This window comes from Agaribacter marinus (assembly GCF_030160655.1).
Taxonomy (GTDB): domain Bacteria; phylum Pseudomonadota; class Gammaproteobacteria; order Enterobacterales; family Alteromonadaceae; genus Glaciecola; species Glaciecola marina.
In genome coordinates this window covers 63,416-89,515 of sequence record NZ_BSOT01000002.1, presented here as the reverse complement: position 1 = coordinate 89,515, position 26,100 = coordinate 63,416, and the positions used below count along the sequence as shown (strand labels likewise).

The following is a 26,100-nucleotide window of genomic DNA, read 5'->3' as shown; positions in this document are numbered from 1 at the left end:
TCGACCGTGATTATTGCTATAACCTTTGTTTTAAAAGGGTTTTTGTAGCTTTTGTTAGTATTTTTTATCGGTGAGATAGCGATTTTTTTGGTTTTTTTGTTAAATTGTGGTTTGAATATAAATTTTGTTTTTTTTATATGGAGTGATTGTGTTGCTTTTTCGCGTCACCCAAAAAAACGGGTATATTTTGTGTTAAATGCTTAGTGATCACTTTCTTACAAGCCACTATACGAGCAGAATTACGCAAGTCTACGTGATTGAGTAACCAAATTCCCCAACGTGACTGCGCCTGTTGTATTGGCAGTTTTATTACCTCAGGGCATTCCATAAAGTCTGGATAGAAGCAAGGCATTCGGGCTACCCCCATGCCAGCTTTTACTGCTTGGTGCATAGACGATAAATCATCAACGTACACGGCTGTGTAGGTTTGGCTGAAATTGTCTTTTGCCCAGTGAGGTACAGTTGTAATATGAGGCCACAGAACCAATGGCACGGGTTTTCCTTGAGATATAGTTTGCTGAACTTCGCTATTGGCATACAAAGCATGCTGAATGTAGGTAATACGCCTACCTATCAAATATTCAGGTGGCTCAGGTGTGATCCTTACCGCTAAATCTGATTCGCGGTTCGCGATGTTCTTTAATCCTGGTTTAACGGCAAGATTAAGTTGAATCTCTGGATATTGCAGGCAAAAGTCAGAGAGTGGTTTTGCTAAAAATAAATCAAAAATTTCATGTGGCATGGTTAATTTAATTTCACCACGCAGCCTATCATCATGACCACTAAGAAGCCGTGACGCTTGTGTCGTTGCTTCTTTCGCTTGCTCAATAATTTTAATGATGGATTGTCCGGCCTCGGTCAATCTATAGCCTTGCTGGGTGCGTTCGAGCAATTTAACGCCATGCTGTTTCTCTAAATTTTTTATGCGCCTAGATATCGTGGAATGGTTCACACCCAATGCTCTAGCGGACGCAGAATAACTCCCCGTTTCTGCCACTGATAAGAATATTCGAAAATCATCCCAGCTGTGCATTTTTGCATAGGCCTTTTGTATTTTTAGAGAATTTATCAGCAGTGAATAGCTTTGTATAGTGTGTTGCGGGATTAAACACAAAGAGGAAAACTTATGTATACCTTGTACTCAATGTCAGGCAGCTGTTCAAGTGCCATTCATGCACTTCTACTTGATCAAAACTTACCAGTGGAGATCATTTTTCACCAAGACGTAGAAAACTATTTAGATATAAATCCGACGGGACAAGTACCTGCGTTAAAAACACCTGACGGTGTACTTACAGAGGGCGCAGCCATTTGTCTGTATCTAATTGAAAAACATAATATTGCGTTGCAATGTGACCCATTAGAGTTTAACGGCCTGTTAATGTTTAACTACGCAACCTTACACCCAGCTTACTCTAAGATGTTCACAGCGCATTTTGCAATGCCATCGAGTAGTGAAAAAGATGAATTAATGAATCTGTTGGCGTCTAAAACAGCGGATCTATGGAAAATAGTCGACAAGCGACTCGCTAAACAAGACTTTTTGCTGGGCAAACATGTCAGTGTGTTGGATTATTTAGTCACTATTTATGCAAGTTGGGGTAGCGTCTTTCCATATGTTCACATTCCGCTTGGTAAAAATGTACGACGGTTAGTTGAGCACGTTTCTTCCTCATCAACATTTAAAACAGTCATAAAAAACGAAAACATGGCATTTGCCATTCCAGAAGCAGTGTAAAGGCAGCGTAGACTATGCGAGATTTTGATGCCGTAAGCGCCATACTCAATCAATATTTTACAGGCTTACACTATGCAGATACCAAACGCCTGCGTAGTATCTGTGCGCCTCAACTAACTTTGCGAAGCCCCGGTGTTTCTAAGACGCTCGAAGAGTGGCTAAGTTTGGTGGGCGCAAGGCCCGTTCCTGCAAAACTCGGGCATACTTTTCAATACAAAATATTAAGTCTAGATATAGTGGGTGAGCAGGCGATGGCAAAATTAGAATGTCCCTTACTCGACTACCATTACATAGATTTTATTGGCTTATTGAAAGAAAACGCGCAGTGGAAAATCGTGAGCAAAATGTATTGCAACGTACTGCCTTTACCGCAGGAATAACGAGGAATAAAAAATGCCATATGTAAATATCAAAGTTACCAATGAAGGCGTCACACGACAGCAAAAACAACGTCTTGTATCTGGCGTTAATCACTTACTAAAAGAAGTGCTTAACAAAGATCCTAAAAGTACGTTTGTGATAATAGACGAGGTTGAGTTAGACAATTGGGGAATAGGGTTTGATTTAGTCTCTGATATTCGAAAATCGCTTGATTAGTTTAGTGTGTCGTAACACTCGCGAGTAACGAGGGAAGAGAGTTACTTTCCGTTTTGATTTATAGATTTGTTTTGTCAAAACGGGTAACTCTTTCCGCAGTACTTAAATAGACAATTCTTTAGGGGCATGTTTTTTCATCAAACTCCCCATCATTTTCGTTAACAAGCTATTAGGCATTATTTTTTTCATTATCCTGTTGTGTATACCAGCAAGGTGAGTGGCCTTATCGTTGACTAAGGCGTTTAATCCTTCATTAACGACGTCCTCGGCAGACATCACTTTTCCTGGAAATTTTGATAAATCGATATCATTTCTAGCATTTAAGCCTGGTGTATCTGTTGGTCCAGGAATAAGCACAGAAACATGTATGTTCTTGTCTTCTAATTCGTGATGTAAGGCTTCGCCCATTCTTAAAATATACGATTTAGCGCCGGAATAATTACCACTATGAGGAACCGCTTGTAATGCCGCCAAATATTTTAATGCGGAAGCTCACTTTGAAGCATGGGCTGGGAAGGGGATTGTCCGCAATTACGGAAGTATAGGAACCACAGACCCAGATGCATTCATGGCGTATTTTCCTCGCACATTAACGTCTGAAAAGACCAGCCGCTGGGACATGGGGTCATGGCATGCAAATTATGTGGTGATTCAACTTGGGGGCAATGATTTTTCTACCAAACCCCGAGCAGAAGAGCAACGCTTTATCTCTGCTTACAATGCGTTGCTGAATCGTTTATTTAATGTATATCCTGATGTAAAGATTATCTTAATAACCACTTCCATCGGTATTGAGCAAAGGTATAAACAGAAAATAATTAAGCATCAAGAAGCGATACCTGAAAGGAAAGGACGTATAGCGCATGTGATGTTGCCAAATAACTTAGCTAAGACAGGCTGTAACTGGCATCCATCCACTCATGACCATCAAATTATCGCGAAATTGTTAATCGACAAAATTTTGAAGTTTGGTGAATGGACGCCGAATTAATGTCTTATTCGATTTATTGATTTGAATGTTAATCAAAATGTATTTTCAAACCGATGGCTGGAAAAGAGCCCATGCCTTCTTGAGCATCTATGATGAAATTGTCAGGCGTTTCATTGCCATCAGGTGCGAAATAATAACCTGATACATTTCTATTCCCTGTCACGTTTAAAATGGCGAAGTTCCACTCTGCATCATTACCAAAGATAGTCGTTTTATAGTTGGCTTGCAGATCTAAACGGCGGTAGGCCGGTAAGGTTTCGGAGTTTAAATTGCCATAAACAGGCAGATAATGCCCTGGGTGATCTGGGTTATCACGCAAACCAATGATTGGTGTATATTTTGCGCCACTGCGCACAGACAGCTTTAAACCAAAATCCCAGCGATCATTTAGTTCATAGTTAACAACTAGGTTCGCAATAACAGGCGTATCAAGGTAGTACTCAGTTGTTGTATTGGTAAATTCGTCGGTACGTTCGCTTTGAGACCAACTGACGGATGCCCAGCCATACCATCCATTTCGTTTGTCTCTTCTAATCAACCACTCAAAGCCATTGGCGTCACCAGACAAGTCATTGCTGTAGCGTAAATCTTCATTTGGTTCGCCATCATTAATTGACCGAGCTAGATTTTTTAAGTCTTTGTGATAAACGTCAAATGACGTTTGCCAAATATCTGCAAATTGATAGTTCATGCCTAGCGAGTAGTGTCTAGCTGTCGGCGCATTAAGCGCTGGATTACCAATTTTTTTGAGCACCGTATTAACATCAGGAAAGCGACTATATTCCCCCGCTTTTGCTGTTAGCGTTAAGGCTGGTGTTGCAAACCACGAGAGTGATAGGCGCGGTTGAATAAAGCGTTGTTTAATGTAGTCGTTATATTCGGCGCGGATGCCAGTTTCCAATTGCCAATTGTCATTTAGGGACCATATATCATTAAAGTACGCTGCGTAGTTGTTTGACACCAACTTGTCGGTGTCTTGAATACGATCGCCTTTTTTACTCTCGCAGTCGCGGTCATGGTCAGTACAAAAATAAATAATGGCATTATAACTATAGTTCGTTTCTTCTCTGTCCAGATCGATACCCGCTATCAGCTGATGGTCGTCAATCCAATTGAACTGATAAAGAAAACGTGCGTTGTAAACATCGTTATCAACATTGATAAACTGTCCTGCACCAAATGATTCTCTTTCTTTTTCGTTAGAGTGTCCTATGGTTAGATGCATGATCTTAAGATCATTGCCAAAATACTGCCAAGATAAACTTTGGCTATCAAATTTGTCGTTTATCTCATAATCTCCAATAATATCGGGATCTGCGCGGGCTTCTTCAGCATGTGCAGCAATGTTTGCGGCCCCGCTGTCGCTGGCGCCAGCGACAGTAAATGTTAGTTTATGATTGTTGCCAATTAACCATTGATATTTTCCTTGGTAATCGTCACTCACTGGTGCTTGGTAAATCACGAAGCCGGGATCTTCTTCATCCTCTTCCCCTTCATTAATAAACAGATGAATAAGACTACGACGATAGGTGAAATAAAACGCTTGGTCTTCGGTTATGCCACCCTCTACCATAAAACCGGTTTTCAACATACCGAGGTTAACCGTCGCGGCTAAATCTTGATTTTTAGGATCTCGCAGTTTGACATCAAAAACACCGCCAGTTGCGTTGCTATACTGACTACCAAATCCAGCGGGGTGAAGAGCAAAGTCTCTAATAACATTTTCATTAAATATGCTATCGCCAAAAAGGTGGAATACATAGTTAACCGGTATATCGTCGATGTAAAATGCGTTATCGTTTGGTGACGAACCCCTAATAGCAGGTTCGCCGCCGTCATCTCCCCCGGCATAGATAACACCTGGTAGGGAAAACACCGCGGCAAGCGGATCGTTGTCTAAGCCAGCGACTTTCATAAGTTTGCGGGTTTCAACGTTCATTTCGTCATTGGCTTGATTTCTAGCACCTCGGATTTCGAGTGTTTCAACGTCCTGTTTTTTTACTTCTTCGTCAGGCGTTTGCGCAGATATCGCTTGTAATGGTATGCATATAACTGCAGAACAAAGGCATAGTGGAAGGCGAGAAGGTTTCATTTATATACGTGATCCATCGGTATGTGATGACGTCATTATTTGAGATATCACTGTATGAATCAGTTGGAATAACGTTGTTAAAATGTTAAATAATGTGAGTAAGTGTAAGAGAGGGGTGACTTTTACAAGCGTATAAATTTTATGCCGCGCATATCAAATGTGATCTGGTGTGTTGATGTTTCTATTCAATCAACATTGATATGCACAAACAGGTGCTCAAGCCTACTAAGGCAATAATAGTGGTAAGTACTGTCCATGACTTCAGAGTGTCTCGTTCGTTCATACCTAGATAGCGACTTACTAGCCAAAACCCCGAGTCATTTACGTGTGACAAAATGCTTGCGCCCGAAGATATTGCTATGACCAATAGACCTAACATGGCTGGTGACTGCGGCTGTATAGCTAATAATGGCGCAATTAAACCCGCCGCTGTGATCATAGCTACCGTAGCAGAGCCTTGTGCAATGCGAGTAATGGCAGCAATTAAGAAGCCTAACAGTAGTATTGGGAGACTGGATGAGGCCATGATTTGTCCGAGCATTGCACCAACGCCTGAATCGATTAGCATTTGTTTAAACGCGCCGCCTGCGCCGGTAATCAAAATGATCACTCCCGCGGGCTCAAGGCCCTTATTGGCAATATTCAGTAGTTGCCTGCTAGACATAGCACATTCTTTACCCGTTAAAAACATTGCCAATATCGTCGCAAGGATGAGTGCGACAAAGGGATGACCTAAAAATGTCAGGACTGTAAATACTGTGCTGTTTTGTTCAAAAATAAACGGGCTCAGCGTACTTAACATAATAAGTACAAGCGGCAAGGTGATTACTAGCATTACTTGGGTGAAGCTCAACCCTCGTTGGCTGCCACTTTCATTGTCGAATGTTTGATGTGTTTCAGGGACCTCTACCTTGATACGTTTGGCAATGAATCGACCGAAAATCGGGCCGCCTAAAATCATGGCCGGTAAGCCAGCAATAGCACCAAAAAGGATTACCCAACCTAACTCTGCATTAATTAGTTCAGCGACTGCAATTGGACCAGGAGTGGGAGGAATAAAGGTATGCGTCACGGCTAACCCAGCCAATAAGGGTATAGCATAATACAAGAGCGACTTTTTGGATTTGCTCGCAAGTCCATAGATAAGCGGCGCTAGAATAATAAAAGCAACGTCGAAAAATACTGGGATGGCAACTAAAAATCCAGTAGCACCTAAACTCCATTGAATTTTTTGTTCGCCAAATTTATTGATCAATACTGAGGCAATGCGTTGAATGCCTCCAGAGCTTTCTAACATTTGTCCTAAGATAGCCCCTAAACCTACGACAACTGCAACGAAACCCAGCGTGCCACCCATTCCATTTTTGATCGCGTTAATAATATCGGGGGCAGCCATGCCTGTGCCTATCCCGACAACTAAACATGCTACTAGAAGGCTTATAAAAGGGGATATGCGCCAACGAATAACTAAAAGCAGTAATAAGGCAATGGCACCGACAGCGACGAGCAACAGGTGGACATCTAACATCCTATATCCAAATTTCCATTAGTATTTTTGTAAATTAAATGTAAACAGCATACTAAACATTAATACAGCTCAACGGTAGCTAATGTCAAGGAAAATACGAAGGGCACCCTAGGTGCCCTTGTGAATTAATACGTAAACGTTACTTCATTTAATTAACTTACTTTATAGCGTTTAATATTATCAAGCATGCCGTTGGCGACCTTTGATAGCTGATATGCTGCCGATGCCACTTGTTCTGAGCTTTTTGAATTGTCTTCAGAAACATTGTCGACCTCACGGATAGCATCTGTAATTTGTTTTACAGAGAAGCTCTGTTGTTGCGCGGATTGATCGACGCTGTCTGTGAGCGATTCTAACTCTCGCATATTGGATGCAACATTTGATAGAACGATATTGATTTCGTCCGCAAGGTTGACAGATTTACTCGCCGTTTTAGAACCTACCTCAATTGCATTGAAGGCCCTATTTGAGCTTTCGTTTAAGTCATCTACTACGCTGGCGATTTCTTCAGTTGACTCTTGAGTGCGCTTAGCTAATGCCCTTACTTCATCTGCGACAACTGCGAACCCTCTGCCTTGCTCACCTGCACGGGCAGCTTCTATCGCAGCGTTTAATGCGAGCAAGTTGGTTTGATCTGCAACAGAACGAATAACATCGACCATTTTTAAAATGTCGCCTACTTTTTCATTCAGTAACTCTATTGTCACGCCGACTTTTTTTACTTCGTTTGCTGTATCTCGAATGCCTATAACTGCACTTTTTACTACATCTTCTCCACTACTCACCATACTCGATGATGCAGATGCGCATTCTGCAAGCTTGGTTATACTTTCCATATCTTCATTTATGCCGATGTTCAGTGTCTCTGCGGATATTAGACTTGTCGAAATACTTTGTTTTTGAGCATGAATATTGTCATTTGTTTTTGCTGCAGATGCCGCCGATTGATGACTTGCCGAGGCGATGTCATTTGCTGCCATCTGAAAGGTATGAAGATCATCTTTAAATCGGCAAATAAGATCATTCGTAAGTTCAGTAACTCTGCCCAAATCGTCATTTGAAATTTTTTCGATCTCAAGCGTTAAATCCGAATTTTTAGTAATCGTTCTAAGTTTATATTGGAGCTCGGATGATTGTGCCTTGCGTATTTTTAATACCCAAAATGTAGCGCTAGCTAATACGAAGGTAAGTACTAATAACACGATATCCAAAATAACGATATTCAATGCTGCAGCGTGTTCTTCCTGTGCATGAATAATCAACTGATCAAACAAGCTGTCTGTTAAGCGAGCAATCTCGCCAATTCTGTCTGTTGCTGTACTAAACCACTCTTCGCCTGAAAATGTCAGTGCCTGATTTGGATAATTTGATATCTGGTCACGGAATTTAGCAATGGCTTTTTCTGCATCGCTTTGATAAAAAATGTCGAGTGATGACAAAAATTCTGCCGTCGAAAGCGTACCTAAGTCATTCAACGTCGATTGTTGAGACAGCAACAAATTCTCGAATTTTCGGCGCTGTTCATTCGTAATGTCTTTTGCACCGAAAACTGAGCTCAGTAGTGCTCGCTCCAAGCCAGACTTCTCTTGCAAGGCGCCCAGTTTATATAGTAGAACGAATTTTTGTTTTCCAAGCGCATTTTGCGAAATACCGACTAACTTGCCGTTATAATTTAATAGCAACCCAGTCTTGACTGAGTACTGCGCTACATTTTCCGCGGACGATATTTCTAGCTTGTCAACCTTAGCGCGCAATGACGTAATTTTGTTTATTTCAGCATTTAGTGGTGACAGCAGTAGGGCTTGCGTATCAGGGATTTCATCAAAGTATTCGAAGGCTTTTACCTTTGTCAGTGCATCATCAACCTTCTTGCGTTGTTCTTTTAGCTTTTCGCCAAACGCATTACCATTGCTGCCAATGTAACCTGCACTCATCCCTCTTTCTTTTTGTAATTCTGTTACCGCTGCATTGGTCAATTTCGCCAGATTTGCCGCGGTTTCAGTTAATGTCGCATTGCGCAGCGTTGTATACGAAACAACCAATGAAAAAATAATGAAAAGTACGAGTAATAATGCAGGTGCTAACGACAGGCTAGCTATCCTTTTTGAAAGCCATGATTGCATTTCAAAAATCCTTAAGGTTAGTTTGCTTACATAGATAAACTAAAGTACTACTTACTTTAATCGAGCTTGGTCTAAAGTATATCGGCAATAAGTCTAAAAAGTAGACAAACAAATTTTTTTAATGTCTTCAAAGACTTAAAATTGTAAACATTGGTGAACAGCTACTATTTTATGCCCTAAAATTGTGCAACGATCTTCATAAAAATGAAATAGTCATCACAAATTTATAACAATTGGATCTCGCTTGTATATTTTATCATTCATACTCTGTTACATTTATGACTCAATCACTTGTCACTACACCATGGATATAAAGATGAAATTGATACGTTTTGTAATATTTTCTTTCGCGCTAGTATTTTCAGGTAATTTATTTGCTGAGGAAGACGCTGTAGAAACAGGTACCTTTAACAATTACGCGATATACGGGTATGACACGGTAGCGTATTTTACTCAAAATAAAGCGGTAAAAGGTGATAAAAAAATTACATCAGAATGGCGTGGGGCTGAATGGCATTTTTCTTCGGCAGAAAACAAAGCGATGTTTGACGCTGAGCCAGAAAAATACGCGCCTCAATATGGTGGTCATTGTGCATACGCAATGTCGAAAGGCCGTTTTGTTGGAATAGACGAAGACGCCTTTACTATTCGTGAAGGCAAGCTTTATCTGAATTACAGCAAAGGTGTGCGTGAGGACTGGCTTGAAGATCCTGATGGGTTTATTGAAAAAGCAGACAAAGAATATGCTGAAAACGTTAAGTTATAGAGGGATTGAACTTTAAACCCTATTTATTTGTGGCTATCTGCGACCGCCTAAATAAATATTGCCAAACGAGTAGTGCAAGGACTGGCGCAAAGCTAAACGGTACGACTATGGCATCGAAATATACGCTGCTTGCTTCGGGGTAGCGTAGGTCATATAGGGGTAAACTGATGGTAAGTAGCAGCATTGCCCAGTTGGCGCGCGTAATTCCCAAACTAAGCAAGGGAATGAACCATATCGTATACCAAGGATAGCCGGTAGGTGAAAGGATAAACACTAAAAAGGCAATCGCCAACCACTGATTTACCAATTCCCTGTCAGCGTGAAACACATCATTTGGGGAGTCATGTTTTGGTATAACATGAGAATTGTATTGCATAAAGGCTTGACTAAAGGCAAACACAAGGACGGCCGTTGCGACAATCAAGCGACTCAATTCCTCTGGGGCTAGTATCCATTCAATAGGCGTCAGCTCATAAGCATATACCAATAGTTCATTTAAATACGTGAATAATAAACTATTTACTTGCCAGTATTGGCTATATTGATGCAAACCCGAATAGTAGCTTACACTTAGTAACTGAGGAAGTACTAACATACCTGTTACCGCACCAAATATCGCAATGAAAGTCACTAGCGAGCTTATCTCTTTGGTTGATTTGGCAGTCTGTAGAAGTCTTGCGACAACGACGGGGACAAGTAAAATCGGCCATAGTTTGATACCAACTGCACCAGCTAGCAGTAGGGCGGACAAACCAAAACGTCGGTGATGTAAACTTAGTAGTGTGCCAAGCAAAAATGGTGGCAGTAAAATGTCCATATGCGCAGCATTTATGCCTTCTGTGATAACCAGTGGATTTAACCAATACAATATCACTAGCACATTAGGACGTTTGTATAAGCGCAATAATTTGAGGCACAAGTAAAACGTTAGCACCTCCATAAACACAAGCAAAAGTCGCCATGTTTCTACTGAATAAGGCGATATAATTGTGCTGAGTGCAAAGAATGCTTGTGCGACTGGTGGGTAAATTGATTGGATATCGGGGTAGGCAACACGATGAATAAGCGGTGCTTTTGCTATATCTGACAGCGGCTCTACCTGATCTTCAGACTTAACTGAATCAATATTGTCATTGCCCAATACTTGTTTAGGTGATGTGCTGTATGGGTTTTCCCCATGAGTGACAACGCTGCCATCGAAGAAGTAACGGTAAAAATCATCTTCTAGAATTGCGTTGCTCGGGACAAATAATATTCTCGCAACTAAGCCAATGATAAAGATTGTACGAAGGGATAAAGTCGATGTTTGTGTTGGCGTTGTCCGTGCGCGCCGGTAGTGCGGATAAAAACAGAGCTGATAGGCAAGAAACAAGAAAAAAAGGCCTGTGGTGCACATTAAGGCGACATATAAATATACGTGGTCGTCTCGCAAAATCACGGTGTATTCAAATGTTGTACTCAGAAAAAATACCGCGATAAAGCTTGCGCTCAAAAACAAGAGCGCAATGTGTGTGAGACCTTTGGTTGTTACATTAAATGCCATTACTTTATGGCTTTTTGCTATGATCCACCTCGATATACTGGTGCACTGCTATTATTAACGTTGGATGCATTTGCTGTGCTCTGCCTAGGCGGACGTTGCGCCAGACTCTTCCAATCAAAATCATATTTATCTTGTATAACATTTACCGAGGCTAGCTGCAGCGCCTTGTTACCTGTCGCATAGGCTTGTATATGTCCAAGGAGTTTTTGCTCATCGTCGTTGAATACACTCTCTTTGTTCCATCCCAATAAGCTTGAGATAGCAACTTCATTGCCGTCAATCTCGATATTGCTGTCATTTTCTATGAATTTTTTTGCGAGGCCTTCTAAATGCGACGTAACGGACGCACCTGTGAAGCCTTGAGTTCCACTAAAGCCATGGCCTTTTACACCATAAAATAAGCCATATAAAAATAAGGGGTCATCCCAATGACGCACTAGTACGTTTTGTTCAATATCATTGATGGAGAGCGCAACGCCCTCAACATTCGTCACCTTTTCGCGCCACCATTTCCCAGCTTTTTGCGGTGTGCCACGTTTTTTATTGATGCGTTTTGCTTTTTTAAGGTTGTTGGCAAATTTTTCTATTACCAAAAGGTTATGTAGGTTTAACCAATAGGCTAACTGTTCGTTTTTATTCAATTGCGACACCGGGATCCTTTCTAGGTATCCTTTATAATCATTTAGATATTTAAGGGCAGCACCTTGTAGCCTGAAATAGCTGTATTTATCTTGGGCTTTGCTTGCATCGGTAATAAACCCTAAAATCTGACTCATTGGCTCGTGGTTGGGTGTAAACGTTTGACTTGGGTCATGTTCAGCCCATTGCTGATGAATATCATCGTTTCCAACTGCAAATGCAGACAAGAATATGAGTAATCCTGTCGTCACTATCGTTTGGCATATTCTGCGTATCGCATGATTGTTTGCGCGGTGGCAAGGTATAGATAAAATGAAGTGCATATGAATCTTCGCTATCTGTCAACTACTATTGGTTTGTATGTAGTAGAACGACGTTTATTGGCGTTTCTTTCAGGTACTATATCGTCGCTTCTTCAATTTTTTTGTTTAGATATTTAGATAAAACAGTTTTTAACTTTTCTCTTTTTACGGGTTTCGTTAAATAGTCATTCATGCCTGCCAATTTTGCATGACTCATATCTTCTTTCATTGCGTTGGCGGATAAACCGCAAATGATTAAATCTTCAAACCCACGTTCGCGTAAAAGCGTCGTAGCCGTATAACCGTCCATTTCCGGCATTTGCGCATCCATCAACACTAAATCATAGTGCGAAGAATTCGTGATTTTGGTCACTGCTTGTAATCCGTTTTCTGCTATCTCATATGTTAATCCTAATGAATTTAGCATCTCCCCTGCGACTACTTGATTTATTTCGTTGTCCTCTACTAATAAGATATGCCCTACCAATTGAGCACTGGGTGCCGTATTTTGAGGTGTATCAAAATCTTCAGCAAGCTCATTTGATTCTATGTTCAATAGTTCACTGTAAAACATTGTGAACTCGTGGGGAGAGAAGGGGTGGGATAATACATTTACTTGCCAATGTTTTTTTAATTTTTGCGCCAACAGCCCTGGTTGCGTATTTGTCACAAAACCGAGAGAGGCTTTACTGTCTTTTAGCGCCTGAATATGTATCAAAATATCTTTATAAGTACTTAACATCGGCGCATCAATTATTACGATGTCATTTTTTGATACGCTGAGACTGACTTTTTCGATATCAGACAGTGGTTTGTAATCTATATGTTTACACGCTGAATCGAGATATGACTGATTCAGTAGCGCTTTGTCGGTCAGATACGTAATGTTTTGCTTAGATGCGTCGAAAGATATGAGTGTCGCGTGATTTTGTGCGCGGCCAACAATAAAGTTAACTTTAAATTTACTGCCTATATTGGTCTTTGATTCAACATGAACTGAACCACCCATCAACATGGTGAGCTGTTTAACAATGGCCAGTCCTAATCCTGTACCACCATAGTTACGACTGGTGGATTCATCCGCTTGAGAGAAGGAATTAAACGCACGGGTCACTTGATTGTTGTCCATGCCAATCCCGGTATCTTCAACCTCAACCACAAGACTAAGCTTATCTTTAATGTCAACGTCTTCTCGATAAATCTTGATATTTACAGAGCCTGCGTCGGTGAATTTTAGCGCGTTATTACATAAATTTAATACGACTTGGGCAATCCTTAATGGGTCGCCTATTATTTTTGCGGGAAGAGAAGGCTCGGCAAAGAAGGTCAAGTTGAGGTTCTTTTGATTCGCCCTAGTGAGTGCCATCGTTAGCACGTTGTTTATTAGAGAATGTAGAGAAAATTCAGTATGTTCTATATCGAGTTTTCCAGCTTCAATCTTAGAGAAATCAAGAATGTCGTTTATAACACTCATCAATATTTCGCCAGATGCGGCGACCTGCTCAATATATTTCTGAAGCTTTTGAGGGCGAGTCTCCTTTTGCGCTAAGTCAATTAAACCGATAACACCATTCATTGGTGTTCGGATTTCATGGCTCATATTTGCTAAAAAAATACTTTTTGATTCATTTGCTTGTTCGGCACTGGCTTTTGCATCGAGTAGCTGTTCGTTCAGCTCATCCTTTTGTCTATTTAACTTTTGCGCTTCATCTAAAAGTACCTGCGTTTTAGTATTATTATCTCTAAAAACGCTTGCTGCATTTGCTAACTGTCCAACCTCATCTGTACGTTCATGCCCGGGTATATTGCCGTTAAATTTACCCGTGGTAAGTTTTTCAAACACTTCTGTAATGGCAGTAATGGGTTTGATAATGCGCCGACCTAATAAGACAGCGCACATTAAACTGAGTAAAATGCCGATGATGGCAAATGCATCACTGTTTTGTTTTGCTGCAATTACCCTTTTATTGACCAATTGATTAATATCATCAGATTGTTTTTCTGCTAACTCGGCGAGTTGAGATGCGAGGTATAATACCTCATTGGCAGAACCCGCCATTACTACGTTGACTAAAAATTGATAGCCTTGATTTATTTGAGTTAAACGAAGAAAACGCGCATCAATGTCGTCTAAGGTTTGCAAGACGTCATTGGCGTCTGATATGAGGGATACTGAAGATTTAACAACATTTCTGGTATCTTCAATATGTCGGGTAAATTCGTCGATATATTCTGAATCAAGTGATAACAAATAAGCAAATGCTGCGTTTTCTGCGGATGATACATGAAATTTTATATCTAAGTTAGCGATGGGCGTTGCTTTCGAGTATGGCGCAGTATAGCTATCTATATTTTTGAGAAAGGTTTGCATTTCAACAAGTAAACCTTCATCAAACATTTCTATTTGCTGTTTTCTGCCTGCGATCACTTGAATAAAGTTTGATTGGTAATCTGCTAAATGGCTTGCCATACTGTCAAGGATGTCGCGCTCTAAGTCGCTCGTAGCCGTGGCTTTATTATCAAGGGATTGACGAAGAAGCGAAATTTTTTCTTCAATACTCTTCATCAAGGTATTAAAACGTTTAACTGCGCCATCGCTTGCCGTTTGCTTATAGACTAAAACGTAGCGCTGTAAGTTAAATACATCACGCTCTAACTGTCGAACTAAGCCTAGATTTACAAAGTTTTGCTTTGAGGTTTCAAGGCTTTGTATCATTTCGACTTGCCCACTACGGGTTAAAAATACTAAGCCTATAAACAAAACAACCATCATTGATAAAATGACGGTTATTTGAGATTTGAGAGACGAGAACACTAATCGTTACCTGTGACGTCTAAGCTAAGAACTAATAAATTCATACCACTTCTGCAGTGTATATTCATAGTTGGGCATTACCGTATTCCAAACGGCGACATTGCTGAATCGTTTTTCATAGCTGCCGCCCGTTCTGACATCCCCTTTTTTAACCGATACTTTGCCGTCTGTCCCTCTTAAGTCAATGGTCGCTGGTTTACCTTGATACCAAAAATCCCATTCCGCCTGCGACAAATATGTTTTTGATCTAGACGGGTTGGAAATATAGTAGCCTTGACGAGCGATGAAAGCGCCAGCCCAGCCAGACAGCCACCAATTCATATATTCATACGCGATGTCTTTTGTACGGCCGTTTGTGGCCGACGATAGGCACATAACACCATGCCAGCCGCGGTAACCTTCTTTGGGCGCTGCGAAGGTGACGGGAATCCCTTGACCGTTCAATGCAGATACTGCCGGCGAAAACATACTTTCAATTACCACACGATTGGTACGCATAAATCTTACTGATTCTGGGACGGATGTCCAAAACCCACTAAAATGTCCGTCCGCTTTATATTCAGACAATACATTAAAAAGTGTATTTAATTCAGGCTTGGTCATGGCACCAATGTCGTTAAACGTTACTAAGCCTTTGGCCTGTGCTGCTAGTGCTAAATCAAACAAACCGATAGTGGGCTCGTTGACGATACCGACTTTGCCTGAGTGTGCTTTGTCCAATAACCAACCCCAACTTTCAGTCTCATATGGCACACCTTGTGAAATAATATTGGTGTTGTATCCAAATGAATCGACGTTATGAACGTAGGGTAAGAAGCTTAATTTATTGGTGTGATTCTCACCGAGGGAGTTATCATTCTGAATGTGTAATAATTTATATGGGGCATCGCCTGCACCGTACTTTGCAGAAGCACTCACTTTACCGGTTTTGGTGAGTGGATTTATTTCTCCCCAGTTGGTGATTTTCTTTTTATCAATTGCTTGAATTGCACCCGATCGCCAAAGAACACGAATACTATTTGACCATTGTTCATATAAATCAAAGCTTTGCGGATTCATTGACGCTTTTTGCAAAACTGCAGCGCTGCCACGAGGCTCGAATGCTAATTCAATACCTAAATCACTCATCGCCTGTTGACGAAGTTCTTCCTGCAGCGTGACATGCGTGCCTAGAATTCTGAGTTTAGGTTTTGATTTGCCGATGGCAAAGGGAGCTGCTGAAGCGACACACGCGGCGGTGCCTAATTTAACAGCACCTTTAAGTAATTCCCGCCGAGAAAATTTCGACATGCGAATCCTCACTTATCAATGATAGGTATAAAGTTTAGTACATTTTAGGTGTGCAGCAATTATACTTTAGCGTTAGAACAACGCGTTCATTGCTCTATTTACTGCTAGCAATGCGCCTTCTAAATACCCGGCGTCATTTGTCGAAAATTCGCTTCCTGCAAAATAAATGCGTTTGTCCTGTAAAGCACGTTCGAACTTCCCAATGTCTATATTAGGATGCTGCGACCCTTCTAATATGTCTTTATCGGTGCAAATAGCAGAATCTAAAGCCCAATCTTCAAGTGATATGCTTTGATAATCTGCGGCGATATCACCAAATATGTCCACTAATTGTTGGAGGCATGCTGCCTTTATGTCGTTTTCCGCGTATTGTTGCCTAATCTTACTGGGTACGCCGATGAATCCGAACAGGGCAAAGCCTTTGTCGGGTGTTGCAGTCGCGTCGTGAATTTCGACCATGGGACCTACTTGGCTCATCACTTGCCCAGCTAGCCCCTGCTCTCGCCAAAATGCATTTTTGTAGGTGATAACAAATTTAGCTTGTGCAGACATCCACGTTTGCGATGCATTTAAGGCATTTAGTAAATCCGCTGATAGCCATTCTGCGCTAGCAAAATCTCTTGCGATAATGCGCGGCGGCATGGCTAACAAAACGTGTGTACTGTTTATTTTAAACTCTTGCTTGTCATTCTCAGCGTCGATATCCCAGCTTTCAGTGTTGCGCGTGATAGTGGTAACGGTATGGCGCAGTTTGACCGCGTTTGGGTTTAATGTATTGACTAAAGCTTTTATTAGCTGATTGGTGCCGCCTTCAATTCTATCAATAGGAGCAACGCCTGCCCCTTGCATGCGCTTTGGGTGTGGCGAATTTTGCAGTTGATAAATAACATCGCCATCGGTGTATTGGGGGAAGAGTGTTAAGCCCAGTTCACCGATTAAGTTTTGCATATTGATATGATGTGGAAATACCCAAGTTGGCCCTACATCATGATGCAAACCTTGGTGTTCCGGGTTGGGTGTTGTTTTTATTCTCCCGCCAAGATAATCCTTGGCGTCGAGCAGCACATAAGGCAAGCCTTGTTTTTCACACAGATAGGCTGCGTATATGCCTGCTAAGCCTCCACCGATAATCGTAAGATTTGTTTCCATGAACAATGTTAAAATTCCTTATGAAGTAAAATCGCGGTATTAACTGTGGAGAAAGCTTGTACTCACAAGCTAACTATTTGCCGTAAGCACAAACGTAAGCGGTGTCTACAGAGACTTTTACATTAAAGCTTTGATTTGCTTCAACGGTAAAAGATTCTGTTGCGTTAAAGGTTTGCCAACTACTTTCACCTGGTAGTTGCACCGTTAATGCGCCACTAGCAACCGTCATTGTTTCGAATTCGCTGGTGCCAAACGTATATTCGCCAGGCGCCATTACGCCTAGTGTCGCTGGCAAAGTGTCGGTATTAAATGCGATTGATTTAACTTTACCTTCAAAGTATTCATTTACGTCAAACATTAGGGTCCTTAAATTTTATTTACAAGCAATGGCAGTGTCACCGTCATTGCAACAAAGTGGATGGCATTGTAAATCAAGCTAATCTGCTCGTATACAAGATTGGCTTTGATTTATGCCCTAGTATATTTAAAATACCTGTAATACATATATTAGGAAGTGTTATGGCAAAATTATCCTTGCAAGAGCAGATGCTAAAAGCAGGCTTAGTAAATGAAAAAAAAGTAAAGAAAGCTAAAAAGGGCTCAAAAAAATCGCGTCAGCTCGCACGTGAAGTGAAAGCCAGTGTCGAGGCAAGCAAAAATGAAAAAATTGAGCGCGATAATGCATTAAATAAAGAGCAAAAAGAGCTGTTACTTAGCAAAGAAGTTAAGGCGCAAATTAAGCAACTCATTGCCTCGAATACCGTCGACGGAAAAGGTGACATAAAATATAACTTTACTGACGGCACATTGATTAAAAGTATGCTGGTCGATTCATTGACACGCCAACAACTCCTCAACGGTATTTTGGCAATTGCTCGAGTGGAAGAGGCTTACGCTATTATTCCTGGTGTTGTCGCTGACAAAATAGCCACTCGGGATGCGTCACAAATTGTCGAGCATAAAACACCTGAACAAGAAGTTGCGGATGAAGATGACCCATATGCTGATTTCGTCGTACCTGATGATTTAATGTGGTAGGTGTTAGCCTGAGAGCCATACTGGTTTGCCTTGCCGCCTTCTTTGGTTTTAGCGGTACCTTGCTTGCTCAAGTCAATATTGGTAATGAATCGAATGTTAAAGACGGCTTTGATGTAGTTGCACTAGGTGTAAAAGGTGGGATTCAAGACGGTAACCTGAGTGCGTTTATGATTGCGCCTCATGGAGACAGTCGGTCAGTGCTTTGTGATGCTGGTACAGTGACCAATGGTATCAAAGTAGCGATTGAAAACGGTGCGTTTAATGACATTGTGGTACCGAGTAAATCTTCCTTGTCAAAAGTAGGGTATGTTAGTACTCACTTAATAAATGGATATTTAATTACCCACGCACATCTCGATCATGTTGCTGGTCTAATGATCGCGTCTGTCGACGACATCAACAAACCAATTTATGGTTTACCTTCTACCTTAACTGTACTTAAAAATAGTTTGTTTAACTGGCAAGCTTGGCCAAATTTTACAGACGGAGGAAAGGCGCCCCAGCTAAATAAGTATGCCTTGCAAGCGGTAAATACAAACGCTGTTTTTCCGATAAAAAACACTGATATGACGGCGCAGGCATTCGAGCTGAGTCATAATGGTGTGATATCTACTGCTTATTTGATACGGCAAGGCAATAGTAGCATGCTTTGTGTGGGGGATACCGGCCCAGATGTCATTGAACCGGGTAATCAACTCGCGACATTGTGGCAAGCTATTGCAGACGAATTAGTCGCTGGGCGTTTGAAAGCCATCATCATTGAAGTTTCCTACGTCAACGCTAGACCGGATAAACTGTTATTTGGGCATTTAACACCAAAACATTTGTTGGTGGAGCTTTCACATCTTGCGTCTTTAGTAGGACCAGCAAGTGTTAATCTAACAGGTGAGCTGGCATCAGGTGAGAAGGGTGGACGTTCTATGTATAATGCGCTTGAAGACTTGCCTATTGTTATCAGCCATATAAAATATTCGCTCAAAAAAGAGCAAAATTTAGCCCAAGTTATTGAAGCTGAGTTAGCAGAGAGGAATACCCTCGGCGTTAAGTTCATCATTCCTCAGCAAGGCGAGCGATGGCATTTTTATTAGCGGCTATTAGTGAACTAAATGACAATAAGATTTGTCTGTTTAAAAAAGGAGAGCTAAATGTATTGGATCGCATCAAGCGTAGCGTTATTTTTTTTGTGGAAATACATCGAACTGACATCAGGTTCGCTCATATTTAGTAAGTTGCTGCCTATCGTTTTTGTTTTTATTGTACTTTCTATGGCATTTAGAATCTTCAGTGCATTGAGAGCCTTTGCGTCTTCGGATGTTAGTAGTACTGGTAATATGAGTCACCGTCGTAGTGCGGGTAACGGTGGTTTTTTTGGAGGCAATGGCGATAACGGTAGTGGTTCATGTGGGGGCGATGGTGGAGGTTGCGCTTAGCGTTATTGGTTAACGGTAACAACGTTCTGGGAAATGTAGTAATGATTCAAACCTTAAGAGACTTATTTATAGCCAAACCTCAAGAAAATGAAGCACAGAAAACGCAGAAAGTGAGGCAGGCTGGCGTGGTATTGTTATTGGAGGTAGCACGTTCAGATTTTTCAGAAGACCCTAGTGAACGAAAACACATTGAAACGTTGTTAAAAAGCCAATATGACTTGTCTGATGGGGATTTACGCGAGTTGATATCGATTAGTGATCAGGGGGATACTGCGTCTATTCACCCCTTTACGTCGTTATTGAATGAACACTATCAGTACGACGAGCGAGTTGAGCTATTGCGTCAAATGTGGTCGGTAGCATATGCCGATGGAACGCTTGATAAATATGAAGACCACCTTATACGTAAAGTCGCTGATTTGTTGTACGTCAGGCACTCCGATTTTATCAAGACGAAGTTGAATGAAGCGACTAAAGTATCGAAGTAACTAAGTTCTCCTTACTATACCTATTGCTATTTTTCCTGTTCAACTGCTTTTGGTTTTAATACAGGTTTTGCGGTTTTTTCAGCGTTTTTTTGTTTAAGGTCTTTTTTAAACTCTCGAAAATCATCTTTGTATTCTTCAATGGTAACATTTTCGCCTTTTAAGCAGTCGTTCTGTGCCATCCCGACGTACTGTTCACATCGCTGCATACGTTGTTGGTGTTCATTGTTTACTGCGTCTTTATGCATACAAGCCTGTAAGCTTGTGATTGCACAAATACCGAGTAAGGTTTTTTTCACTGCGTGTGATGAAACTCTCATTTTTTGTCCAAGGTGGCTAAATTATGTATGGTCGCGTCGAAAATTTTTTACGTTCAAAAGTGATAGACAGTCCAAATGCATAATAATTTCATTATTTTCTTTGAACGTTCAATTTCGTTAGTGCAGAAGGTTTTGTCTATTGTATACTTTTGAAAAATTCAGAATATACAAGAGATTTACATGCCAACAATTAAAACTAAAGCTGCGGTTGCGTGGAAAGCGGGAGAGCCCCTTTCCATTGAAGAACTTGATCTTGAATTACCTAAAAAAGGCGAAGTATTAATTCGGCTTGTTGCAACAGGGGTATGTCACACAGACGCGTTCACGTTATCTGGTGAAGATCCTGAAGGTATTTTTCCGTCTGTTTTAGGGCATGAAGGTGCTGGCGTAGTTGAAATGGTTGGTGAGGGTGTTACGAGTGTAGAAGTGGGTGATCATGTGATTCCACTTTATACGCCTGAATGCGGCGAATGTAAGTTTTGTACATCAGGTAAAACGAATCTGTGCCAAGCGATTCGAGTCACGCAAGGTAAGGGCTTAATGCCTGATGGTACCACCCGATTCTCAAAGAATGGACAGCCAATATACCACTACATGGGCACATCGACGTTTGCTGAAAAAACGGTCGTCCCTGAGATTGCTGTGGCTAAAATTCCAAAAGAAGCGCCACTTGAAAAAGTTTGCTTGCTAGGGTGTGGTGTGACTACCGGGATTGGCGCAGTAATGAATACTGCCAAAGTGCAAAAAGGTGACACTGTTGCGGTATTTGGCCTTGGCGGTATCGGCCTATCCGTGATCATCGGTGCGCGTATTGCGGGTGCAAAAGAGATTATTGCCATTGATATCAATGAAGATAAATTTGATATTGCGAAAAAACTAGGCGCAACAAGTTGTTTAAACCCAAAAGCATATGATAAAACTATTCAAGACGTCGTGGTTGAGCACACTGATGGCGGCGTCGATTTCTCATTTGAATGTATTGGCAACGTTGACGTAATGCGCTCTGCTCTAGAGTGTTGCCACAAAGGTTGGGGCGAATCAGTCATTATTGGCGTTGCTGGCGCTGGTAAAGAGATTTCTACGCGTCCGTTCCAACTGGTTACTGGTCGTGTTTGGCGTGGTTCTGCATTTGGCGGTGTAAAAGGCCGTTCTCAATTACCCGAATATGTTCAACGGTACATGGATGGTGAATTTGAGCTAGATACCTTTATTACCCATACCATGGCCTTAGAAGGCATTAATGACGCTTTTGACCTCATGTATGAAGGCAAGTCTATTCGCTCGGTTGTCAGTTATGAGTAACGATTTGTTAATTAGCGATGTATCAAATAATGGATTATCACTGCTATCCGAAACTCGATGTTTTGGTGGTACACAAAAGCGCTTTTCTCACCAGTCAGACAGCTTAAATGGTGAGGCGGTTTTTAGTGTGTTTTTGCCACCTGAAAGTACACCCGTCTTTGGTGTCGTATTGTGGCTGAGCGGGTTGACTTGTAACGATCAAAACTTTGTGACTAAGGCTGGCGCTCAACGAACGGCGGCTGAACTAGGGTTAATCATCGTTTGTCCGGACACTAGCCCACGTGGGGACGAAGTTGCGAATGACGATGCTTATGATTTAGGCCAAGGGGCTGGTTTTTACGTAGATTCAACACAAGCCCCTTGGAAAACACACTATCAGATGTTCACCTACATCAATGTTGAGTTGATGGACATTATTAAATCAGTATTTTCTAAGGGCAAAAAAATTGCGATTTCTGGTCATTCAATGGGCGGGCATGGAGCACTCATTTCTGCGCTGAAAGCGACTGAACATTATGTGTCAGTCAGTGCTTTTTCACCGATTGTTAATCCAAGCAAATGTCCGTGGGGACAAAAAGCGCTAAGCACTTATCTCGGTAATAATAGCGCAGCATGGCAGGCATATGACGCGTGTGAACTGTTAAACGCAATGACGGAAGACTTTACGTTGCCGATATTAATCGATCAGGGTAAAGATGATGAATTTTTAGATAGTCAATGTTTGACAACGCCGATTGAAGCTGTTTCAAATTTATCCAATGTTGACGTAAGATATCAAGACGGTTACGACCATAGTTACTATTTCGTTACTAGCTTCATTGAAGAGCATTTGCAGTTTCACGCAAAGTATTTAGCGCAATAAGCAAACAAATAAACTGACGTGCTAGCGCTAGTGCGTCAGTTTTAGTACTTTCTTAAATTCTCGAACCAATGCTTGTTTGTCAAACGGCTTGCTGAGTACACTGTTCATTCCTGATGTCATAAATTCAACATGCTTCTCTTTAAAGGCTTCTGCGGTTAAGCCAATGATTGGTGTTTCTGCGTTTAGCGTTTGACCTTCACGAATGATTTTAGTGGCTTCGATACCATTCATATTAGGCATATGCACATCCATTAGAATAATATCGAACTGTTTTTTATTTGCGGCTTCAACAGCAAGTGAGCCATCACTTACATGTTCTACGGTACACGCAATATCCTCTAAATTGACACGCGCGACAGTGGCATTTATTTCATTGTCTTCAACGAGCAGGACATGCAGTGCTTTCGGTAGTTTGATTGAATCGAGCGTGTCTTGAGCGTTGTGGTGATATTCTTTGCTTTCCACTTTTACTGGCACTATGACTTTCACTTCGGTGCCTTTGCCAAGCGTACTTTTTAATGTAATCTTTCCGGCCATTGCCTTTACGAGTCGCTCAATGATCGATAGACCAAGACCGCTACCACCATATTTTCTGGTGATGGAGTTGTCGGATTGAGTAAAGGTGTCGAAGACAGTGTCTAATTTGTCTTTGGGAATACCAATACCATCATCTTTTACGATAATAATTAAGCTTGGTCCTTCTCCTGCTTCAGATATCTTAACGCTTAGTTTGATTGTTCCGTCATTTGTAAACTTATTTGCATTGCTGATCAAATTAATCATAATCTGTCTAATGGCCACAATGTCAGCAGATATGACTTTTGATACAGGCAGGTCTTTATCGATGATAAGCTGATTTTTGTGTTCACTAAATGCTACTTTAAAAATCGAAAAAACCTTACTAATCAAACGAGTAAAATCAATTGGAATGGATTCAAATTGTAAGTTACCGGATTCAATTCTTGCCATATCCAGAACGTCATTAACCAAGCTTTTGAGTCCTTCACTACTGGCTAATAAGTCTTTTAAGTAGCCTTTTTGCGTGTCGTCAACGTTTGTATCAGAGAGTAAGTTTGTCATGCCAATAATACCATTAAGTGGCGTTCTTATTTCGTGACTCATCACGGCTAAGAAGTCTGATTTAGCTTGGCTTGCCGAATCTGCTTTATCTAAAGTTTGACGTATTTTATGGGACATGATTTCCATGTCTGTCGCTAGTTGACCGATTTCATCACTTTTACCCATTTTCAGCGATACAACTTCTGAATTTTCAGCAATACGCTTAGCGGCATTTCGTAAGGTGATGATGCGAGAAAATATAAGTTTTTCTGAAACACTGCTTAACCCTAAAACAATGAATAATAAAGCAATAATTAGACTTATAAGAGTTGCTTTAGCTATGTTATCGAGCGGGCGCTTTAGTCTTTCATAGGGTTCGACAACGAATATCTCCCAATGCCATGGCGCAAACTCAACACAAGCAAAAAGAATGGTATCGGTTGTTGAAGACATTCTGCCAAAGTTTGCCTTTACCTTATTTAGCCTAGCTTGCTCAATGTTGTCTAAATTGTATGATTTAATGCTTTGTTGGAGTGTTTCAAAAATGACCTCGTTAGTTGACGTGTTGATAATGGCAAAGTCTTTACTTGTTTTACTGGCGAGATCTTGTAGTTCAGCATATACCTCTTGTTGGTATGAGGTTTTAAATACATCTACCTCTTCTAGTCCTGATCGCGCTAACAAAGCATATTTTTCATGTATCGATGCTAGGGTCGCTTGTTCTGCCAAAATACCTAACAGTTCGTATTCGTGTTTTTCCATTGATGATGCTGCAAATTTGTAGGATATGTATCCAATAGCCCCCATTATTAACAACAGAACCGGCGCAAAGCTGAGTAGGAGTTTGGATTTAATTTGCATTAGTGATACACATGCTCTTGTGCCATCTGCAATAGGTCGGACGGGATTGGCAGGTTAAACTCAACGGCCGTTGAGACGTTTACCGCGACGGTAAAATTCTTCAAACGATCGACAGGAATTGAATTTGCGGCTTCTCCGTTCAGGATTCTAGCACTCAGTTTTGCCGCTGATTGTCCGATATGTGAGGTTTCTGGAAAAATGCCAATCAAAGCGCCATTCTTTATCGCCTCTATGTCTTCAACATACAATTGCGGTATATTAAATTTGTTATAAATATTCTCGCGAAGCGTATCGTCCGGTCCTAACGGACCATTAGGTGACCAGTATCCAATGATTGGTTTGTTCAAATTTGTTAGGTGTTTGAGTACCTCTGTTTGCGTCGACATATTCTTTAGCACGCTCGGCGAGTATGGAAACTCCAAATGAAAAAACGCCAAGGCGTTCAACGTATGACTATTCTCTATAAGCTCAGCGACCTCTCGTATTGTTGATGGGTAGTCGGTTGATATAATTGCAACATTTGACGGACGACTGCTATCTGGCTTAATTATTCTGGTGAGAAATTCGAGTTTTTTGTCCGATGATATTACGTGTGAATTACCGGTGATATTTGCTTTGGATGTTTTACCAAAAGATTCAATAATACCTTCAGATATTGGATCGGCAACACTCATAAATACAGTGGGAAAAGTTATGTCATTTTGTTTTTTGAATGCTGCCTTTGTAGCTAAAGTGGCTACTGTAATAAGCAAGTCTGGCTGTATGTTAGCTGTAGCCAAGGCGTCTACTAACGCAAGCGCCCGTGTGTAGTTGCCTTCAGCGTTCATGCGTTGAAACTGTATCTTGTCGTCCGGAAATAGCAATTGTATTGCTTCTATGTAAGCGTTTGTTGAATTCTGAATGTGTGTTAGCGTCATTGTCTCGATGATCGCAATTCGACGTACTTTTTGGGTACGTTGTTCTTCAATTGCATACAATTTTATAGAGATACATTGTAACAAGACTAAAAGTAGGCACGTAAACGCGCTAGCTTTAGATAATGCTATCATTTTCATTTTCTCTTATTCATCCACATTTTGTATGTACGCATACTATCTCAGATTAGATGCATGCGCGAATATAGCCAAGGTGCATAGGGTCGCAAACTAATATTTGAGTACCGAAAGGTAC

General features: G+C 41.1%; 25 protein-coding genes. 11 read left to right on the top strand and 14 right to left on the bottom strand.

The window, feature by feature from the left end; all coding sequences use genetic code 11:
• Positions 1 to 133 precede the first annotated feature (133 nt).
• Entirely contained in the window at positions 134 to 1,033 is a 900-nt protein-coding gene (locus QQK00_RS00875) for a LysR family transcriptional regulator (protein WP_284215595.1), read from the bottom strand.
• A gap of 93 nt (positions 1,034 to 1,126) precedes the next feature.
• Between QQK00_RS00875 and QQK00_RS00870 the strand changes: the two genes are divergently transcribed.
• From QQK00_RS00870 to QQK00_RS00860, 3 genes are read left to right on the top strand one after another with little or no spacing between them, the layout of a single operon-like run.
• Positions 1,127 to 1,738, top strand: a complete 612-nt coding sequence (locus QQK00_RS00870) for a glutathione S-transferase family protein (protein ID WP_284215594.1) — start codon at positions 1,127 to 1,129, stop codon at positions 1,736 to 1,738.
• 14 nt (positions 1,739 to 1,752) lie between these two features.
• Positions 1,753 to 2,118: a nuclear transport factor 2 family protein gene (locus QQK00_RS00865; protein WP_284215593.1), complete on the top strand. Its 366-nt coding sequence runs from the start codon at positions 1,753 to 1,755 to the stop codon at positions 2,116 to 2,118.
• Between the two features lie 13 nt (positions 2,119 to 2,131).
• The gene (locus QQK00_RS00860) at positions 2,132 to 2,335 is read left to right on the top strand and encodes a 2-hydroxymuconate tautomerase family protein (protein ID WP_284215592.1); all 204 of its coding nucleotides are present in this window, start codon (positions 2,132 to 2,134) and stop codon (positions 2,333 to 2,335) included.
• Between the two features lie 102 nt (positions 2,336 to 2,437).
• Here the strand turns inward: QQK00_RS00860 and QQK00_RS00855 are convergent, their stop codons facing one another.
• A complete protein-coding gene (locus tag QQK00_RS00855) occupies positions 2,438 to 2,809 on the bottom strand; it encodes an SDR family NAD(P)-dependent oxidoreductase (protein WP_284215591.1) in 372 nt (123 codons plus the stop codon).
• 94 nt (positions 2,810 to 2,903) lie between these two features.
• Here QQK00_RS00855 and QQK00_RS00850 point away from each other — a divergent pair, with 94 nt between their 5' ends.
• Positions 2,904 to 3,326: an SGNH/GDSL hydrolase family protein gene (locus QQK00_RS00850; RefSeq protein WP_284215590.1), complete on the top strand. Its 423-nt coding sequence runs from the start codon at positions 2,904 to 2,906 to the stop codon at positions 3,324 to 3,326.
• Between the two features lie 28 nt (positions 3,327 to 3,354).
• Here the strand turns inward: QQK00_RS00850 and QQK00_RS00845 are convergent, their stop codons facing one another.
• The 3 genes from QQK00_RS00845 to QQK00_RS00835 form a co-directional block, all read right to left on the bottom strand.
• Complete coding sequence (locus QQK00_RS00845) at positions 3,355 to 5,418, bottom strand: TonB-dependent receptor plug domain-containing protein (RefSeq protein ID WP_284215589.1); 2,064 nt, start codon at positions 5,416 to 5,418, stop codon at positions 3,355 to 3,357.
• Between the two features lie 181 nt (positions 5,419 to 5,599).
• Entirely contained in the window at positions 5,600 to 6,946 is a 1,347-nt protein-coding gene (locus tag QQK00_RS00840; protein WP_284215588.1) for a GntP family permease, read from the bottom strand.
• 152 nt (positions 6,947 to 7,098) lie between these two features.
• Positions 7,099 to 9,069 carry a methyl-accepting chemotaxis protein gene (locus QQK00_RS00835; RefSeq protein ID WP_284215587.1) on the bottom strand — a complete coding sequence of 657 codons (1,971 nt, stop codon included), beginning with the start codon at positions 9,067 to 9,069 and terminating at the stop codon, positions 7,099 to 7,101.
• A 316-nt stretch (positions 9,070 to 9,385) separates the two neighbouring features.
• Here QQK00_RS00835 and QQK00_RS00830 point away from each other — a divergent pair, with 316 nt between their 5' ends.
• Complete coding sequence (locus tag QQK00_RS00830; RefSeq protein ID WP_284215586.1) at positions 9,386 to 9,835, top strand: YHS domain-containing (seleno)protein; 450 nt, start codon at positions 9,386 to 9,388, stop codon at positions 9,833 to 9,835.
• 19 nt (positions 9,836 to 9,854) lie between these two features.
• On the opposite strand, the gene QQK00_RS00825 is transcribed toward QQK00_RS00830, so the two are convergent.
• The 6 genes from QQK00_RS00825 to ppnP form a co-directional block, all read right to left on the bottom strand.
• On the bottom strand, positions 9,855 to 11,378 hold the full coding sequence (locus QQK00_RS00825; RefSeq protein ID WP_284215585.1) for an MptA/MptB family glycosyltransferase: 1,524 nt from the start codon (positions 11,376 to 11,378) through the stop codon (positions 9,855 to 9,857).
• Positions 11,379 to 11,395: 17 nt separating this feature from the next.
• Positions 11,396 to 12,340: a DUF547 domain-containing protein gene (locus QQK00_RS00820; RefSeq protein ID WP_284215584.1), complete on the bottom strand. Its 945-nt coding sequence runs from the start codon at positions 12,338 to 12,340 to the stop codon at positions 11,396 to 11,398.
• Positions 12,341 to 12,416: 76 nt separating this feature from the next.
• The gene (locus QQK00_RS00815; RefSeq protein WP_284215583.1) at positions 12,417 to 15,134 is read right to left on the bottom strand and encodes an ATP-binding protein; all 2,718 of its coding nucleotides are present in this window, start codon (positions 15,132 to 15,134) and stop codon (positions 12,417 to 12,419) included.
• A 24-nt stretch (positions 15,135 to 15,158) separates the two neighbouring features.
• Positions 15,159 to 16,424: an ABC transporter substrate-binding protein gene (locus QQK00_RS00810; RefSeq protein WP_284215582.1), complete on the bottom strand. Its 1,266-nt coding sequence runs from the start codon at positions 16,422 to 16,424 to the stop codon at positions 15,159 to 15,161.
• A gap of 72 nt (positions 16,425 to 16,496) precedes the next feature.
• Positions 16,497 to 17,573 (bottom strand): flavin monoamine oxidase family protein, encoded by a 1,077-nt coding sequence (locus QQK00_RS00805; protein WP_284215581.1) that lies wholly within the window; start codon positions 17,571 to 17,573, stop codon positions 16,497 to 16,499.
• A gap of 73 nt (positions 17,574 to 17,646) precedes the next feature.
• Complete coding sequence (gene ppnP, locus QQK00_RS00800; RefSeq protein WP_284215580.1) at positions 17,647 to 17,931, bottom strand: pyrimidine/purine nucleoside phosphorylase; 285 nt, start codon at positions 17,929 to 17,931, stop codon at positions 17,647 to 17,649.
• A gap of 161 nt (positions 17,932 to 18,092) precedes the next feature.
• Between ppnP and QQK00_RS00795 the strand changes: the two genes are divergently transcribed.
• Genes QQK00_RS00795 through QQK00_RS00780 form a run of 4 tightly spaced genes read left to right on the top strand, consistent with a single transcriptional unit; the run spans position 18,093 to position 20,529 of the window.
• Positions 18,093 to 18,611 carry a DUF2058 domain-containing protein gene (locus tag QQK00_RS00795; RefSeq protein WP_284215579.1) on the top strand — a complete coding sequence of 173 codons (519 nt, stop codon included), beginning with the start codon at positions 18,093 to 18,095 and terminating at the stop codon, positions 18,609 to 18,611.
• On the top strand, positions 18,605 to 19,699 hold the full coding sequence (locus QQK00_RS00790; RefSeq protein WP_284215578.1) for an MBL fold metallo-hydrolase: 1,095 nt from the start codon (positions 18,605 to 18,607) through the stop codon (positions 19,697 to 19,699). The genes QQK00_RS00795 and QQK00_RS00790 overlap by 7 nt, the downstream gene beginning before the upstream one ends.
• 57 nt (positions 19,700 to 19,756) lie before the next feature.
• Entirely contained in the window at positions 19,757 to 20,041 is a 285-nt protein-coding gene (locus QQK00_RS00785) for a hypothetical protein (RefSeq protein ID WP_284215577.1), read from the top strand.
• A 41-nt stretch (positions 20,042 to 20,082) separates the two neighbouring features.
• A complete protein-coding gene (locus QQK00_RS00780) occupies positions 20,083 to 20,529 on the top strand; it encodes a tellurite resistance TerB family protein (protein ID WP_284215576.1) in 447 nt (148 codons plus the stop codon).
• A 26-nt stretch (positions 20,530 to 20,555) separates the two neighbouring features.
• On the opposite strand, the gene QQK00_RS00775 is transcribed toward QQK00_RS00780, so the two are convergent.
• Complete coding sequence (locus tag QQK00_RS00775) at positions 20,556 to 20,846, bottom strand: hypothetical protein (protein ID WP_284215575.1); 291 nt, start codon at positions 20,844 to 20,846, stop codon at positions 20,556 to 20,558.
• Between the two features lie 180 nt (positions 20,847 to 21,026).
• Here QQK00_RS00775 and QQK00_RS00770 point away from each other — a divergent pair, with 180 nt between their 5' ends.
• Both QQK00_RS00770 and fghA read left to right on the top strand, forming a co-directional pair.
• Entirely contained in the window at positions 21,027 to 22,148 is a 1,122-nt protein-coding gene (locus tag QQK00_RS00770) for an S-(hydroxymethyl)glutathione dehydrogenase/class III alcohol dehydrogenase (RefSeq protein ID WP_284215574.1), read from the top strand.
• Positions 22,141 to 23,010, top strand: a complete 870-nt coding sequence (fghA, locus tag QQK00_RS00765) for an S-formylglutathione hydrolase (RefSeq protein ID WP_284215573.1) — start codon at positions 22,141 to 22,143, stop codon at positions 23,008 to 23,010. The genes QQK00_RS00770 and fghA overlap by 8 nt, the downstream gene beginning before the upstream one ends.
• Before the next feature lie 27 nt (positions 23,011 to 23,037).
• Here the strand turns inward: fghA and QQK00_RS00760 are convergent, their stop codons facing one another.
• Complete coding sequence (locus tag QQK00_RS00760) at positions 23,038 to 24,930, bottom strand: ATP-binding protein (protein WP_284215572.1); 1,893 nt, start codon at positions 24,928 to 24,930, stop codon at positions 23,038 to 23,040.
• Positions 24,930 to 25,979: an ABC transporter substrate-binding protein gene (locus QQK00_RS00755; RefSeq protein WP_284215571.1), complete on the bottom strand. Its 1,050-nt coding sequence runs from the start codon at positions 25,977 to 25,979 to the stop codon at positions 24,930 to 24,932. The genes QQK00_RS00760 and QQK00_RS00755 overlap by 1 nt, the downstream gene beginning before the upstream one ends.
• Between the last annotated feature and the right edge of the window lie 121 nt (positions 25,980 to 26,100).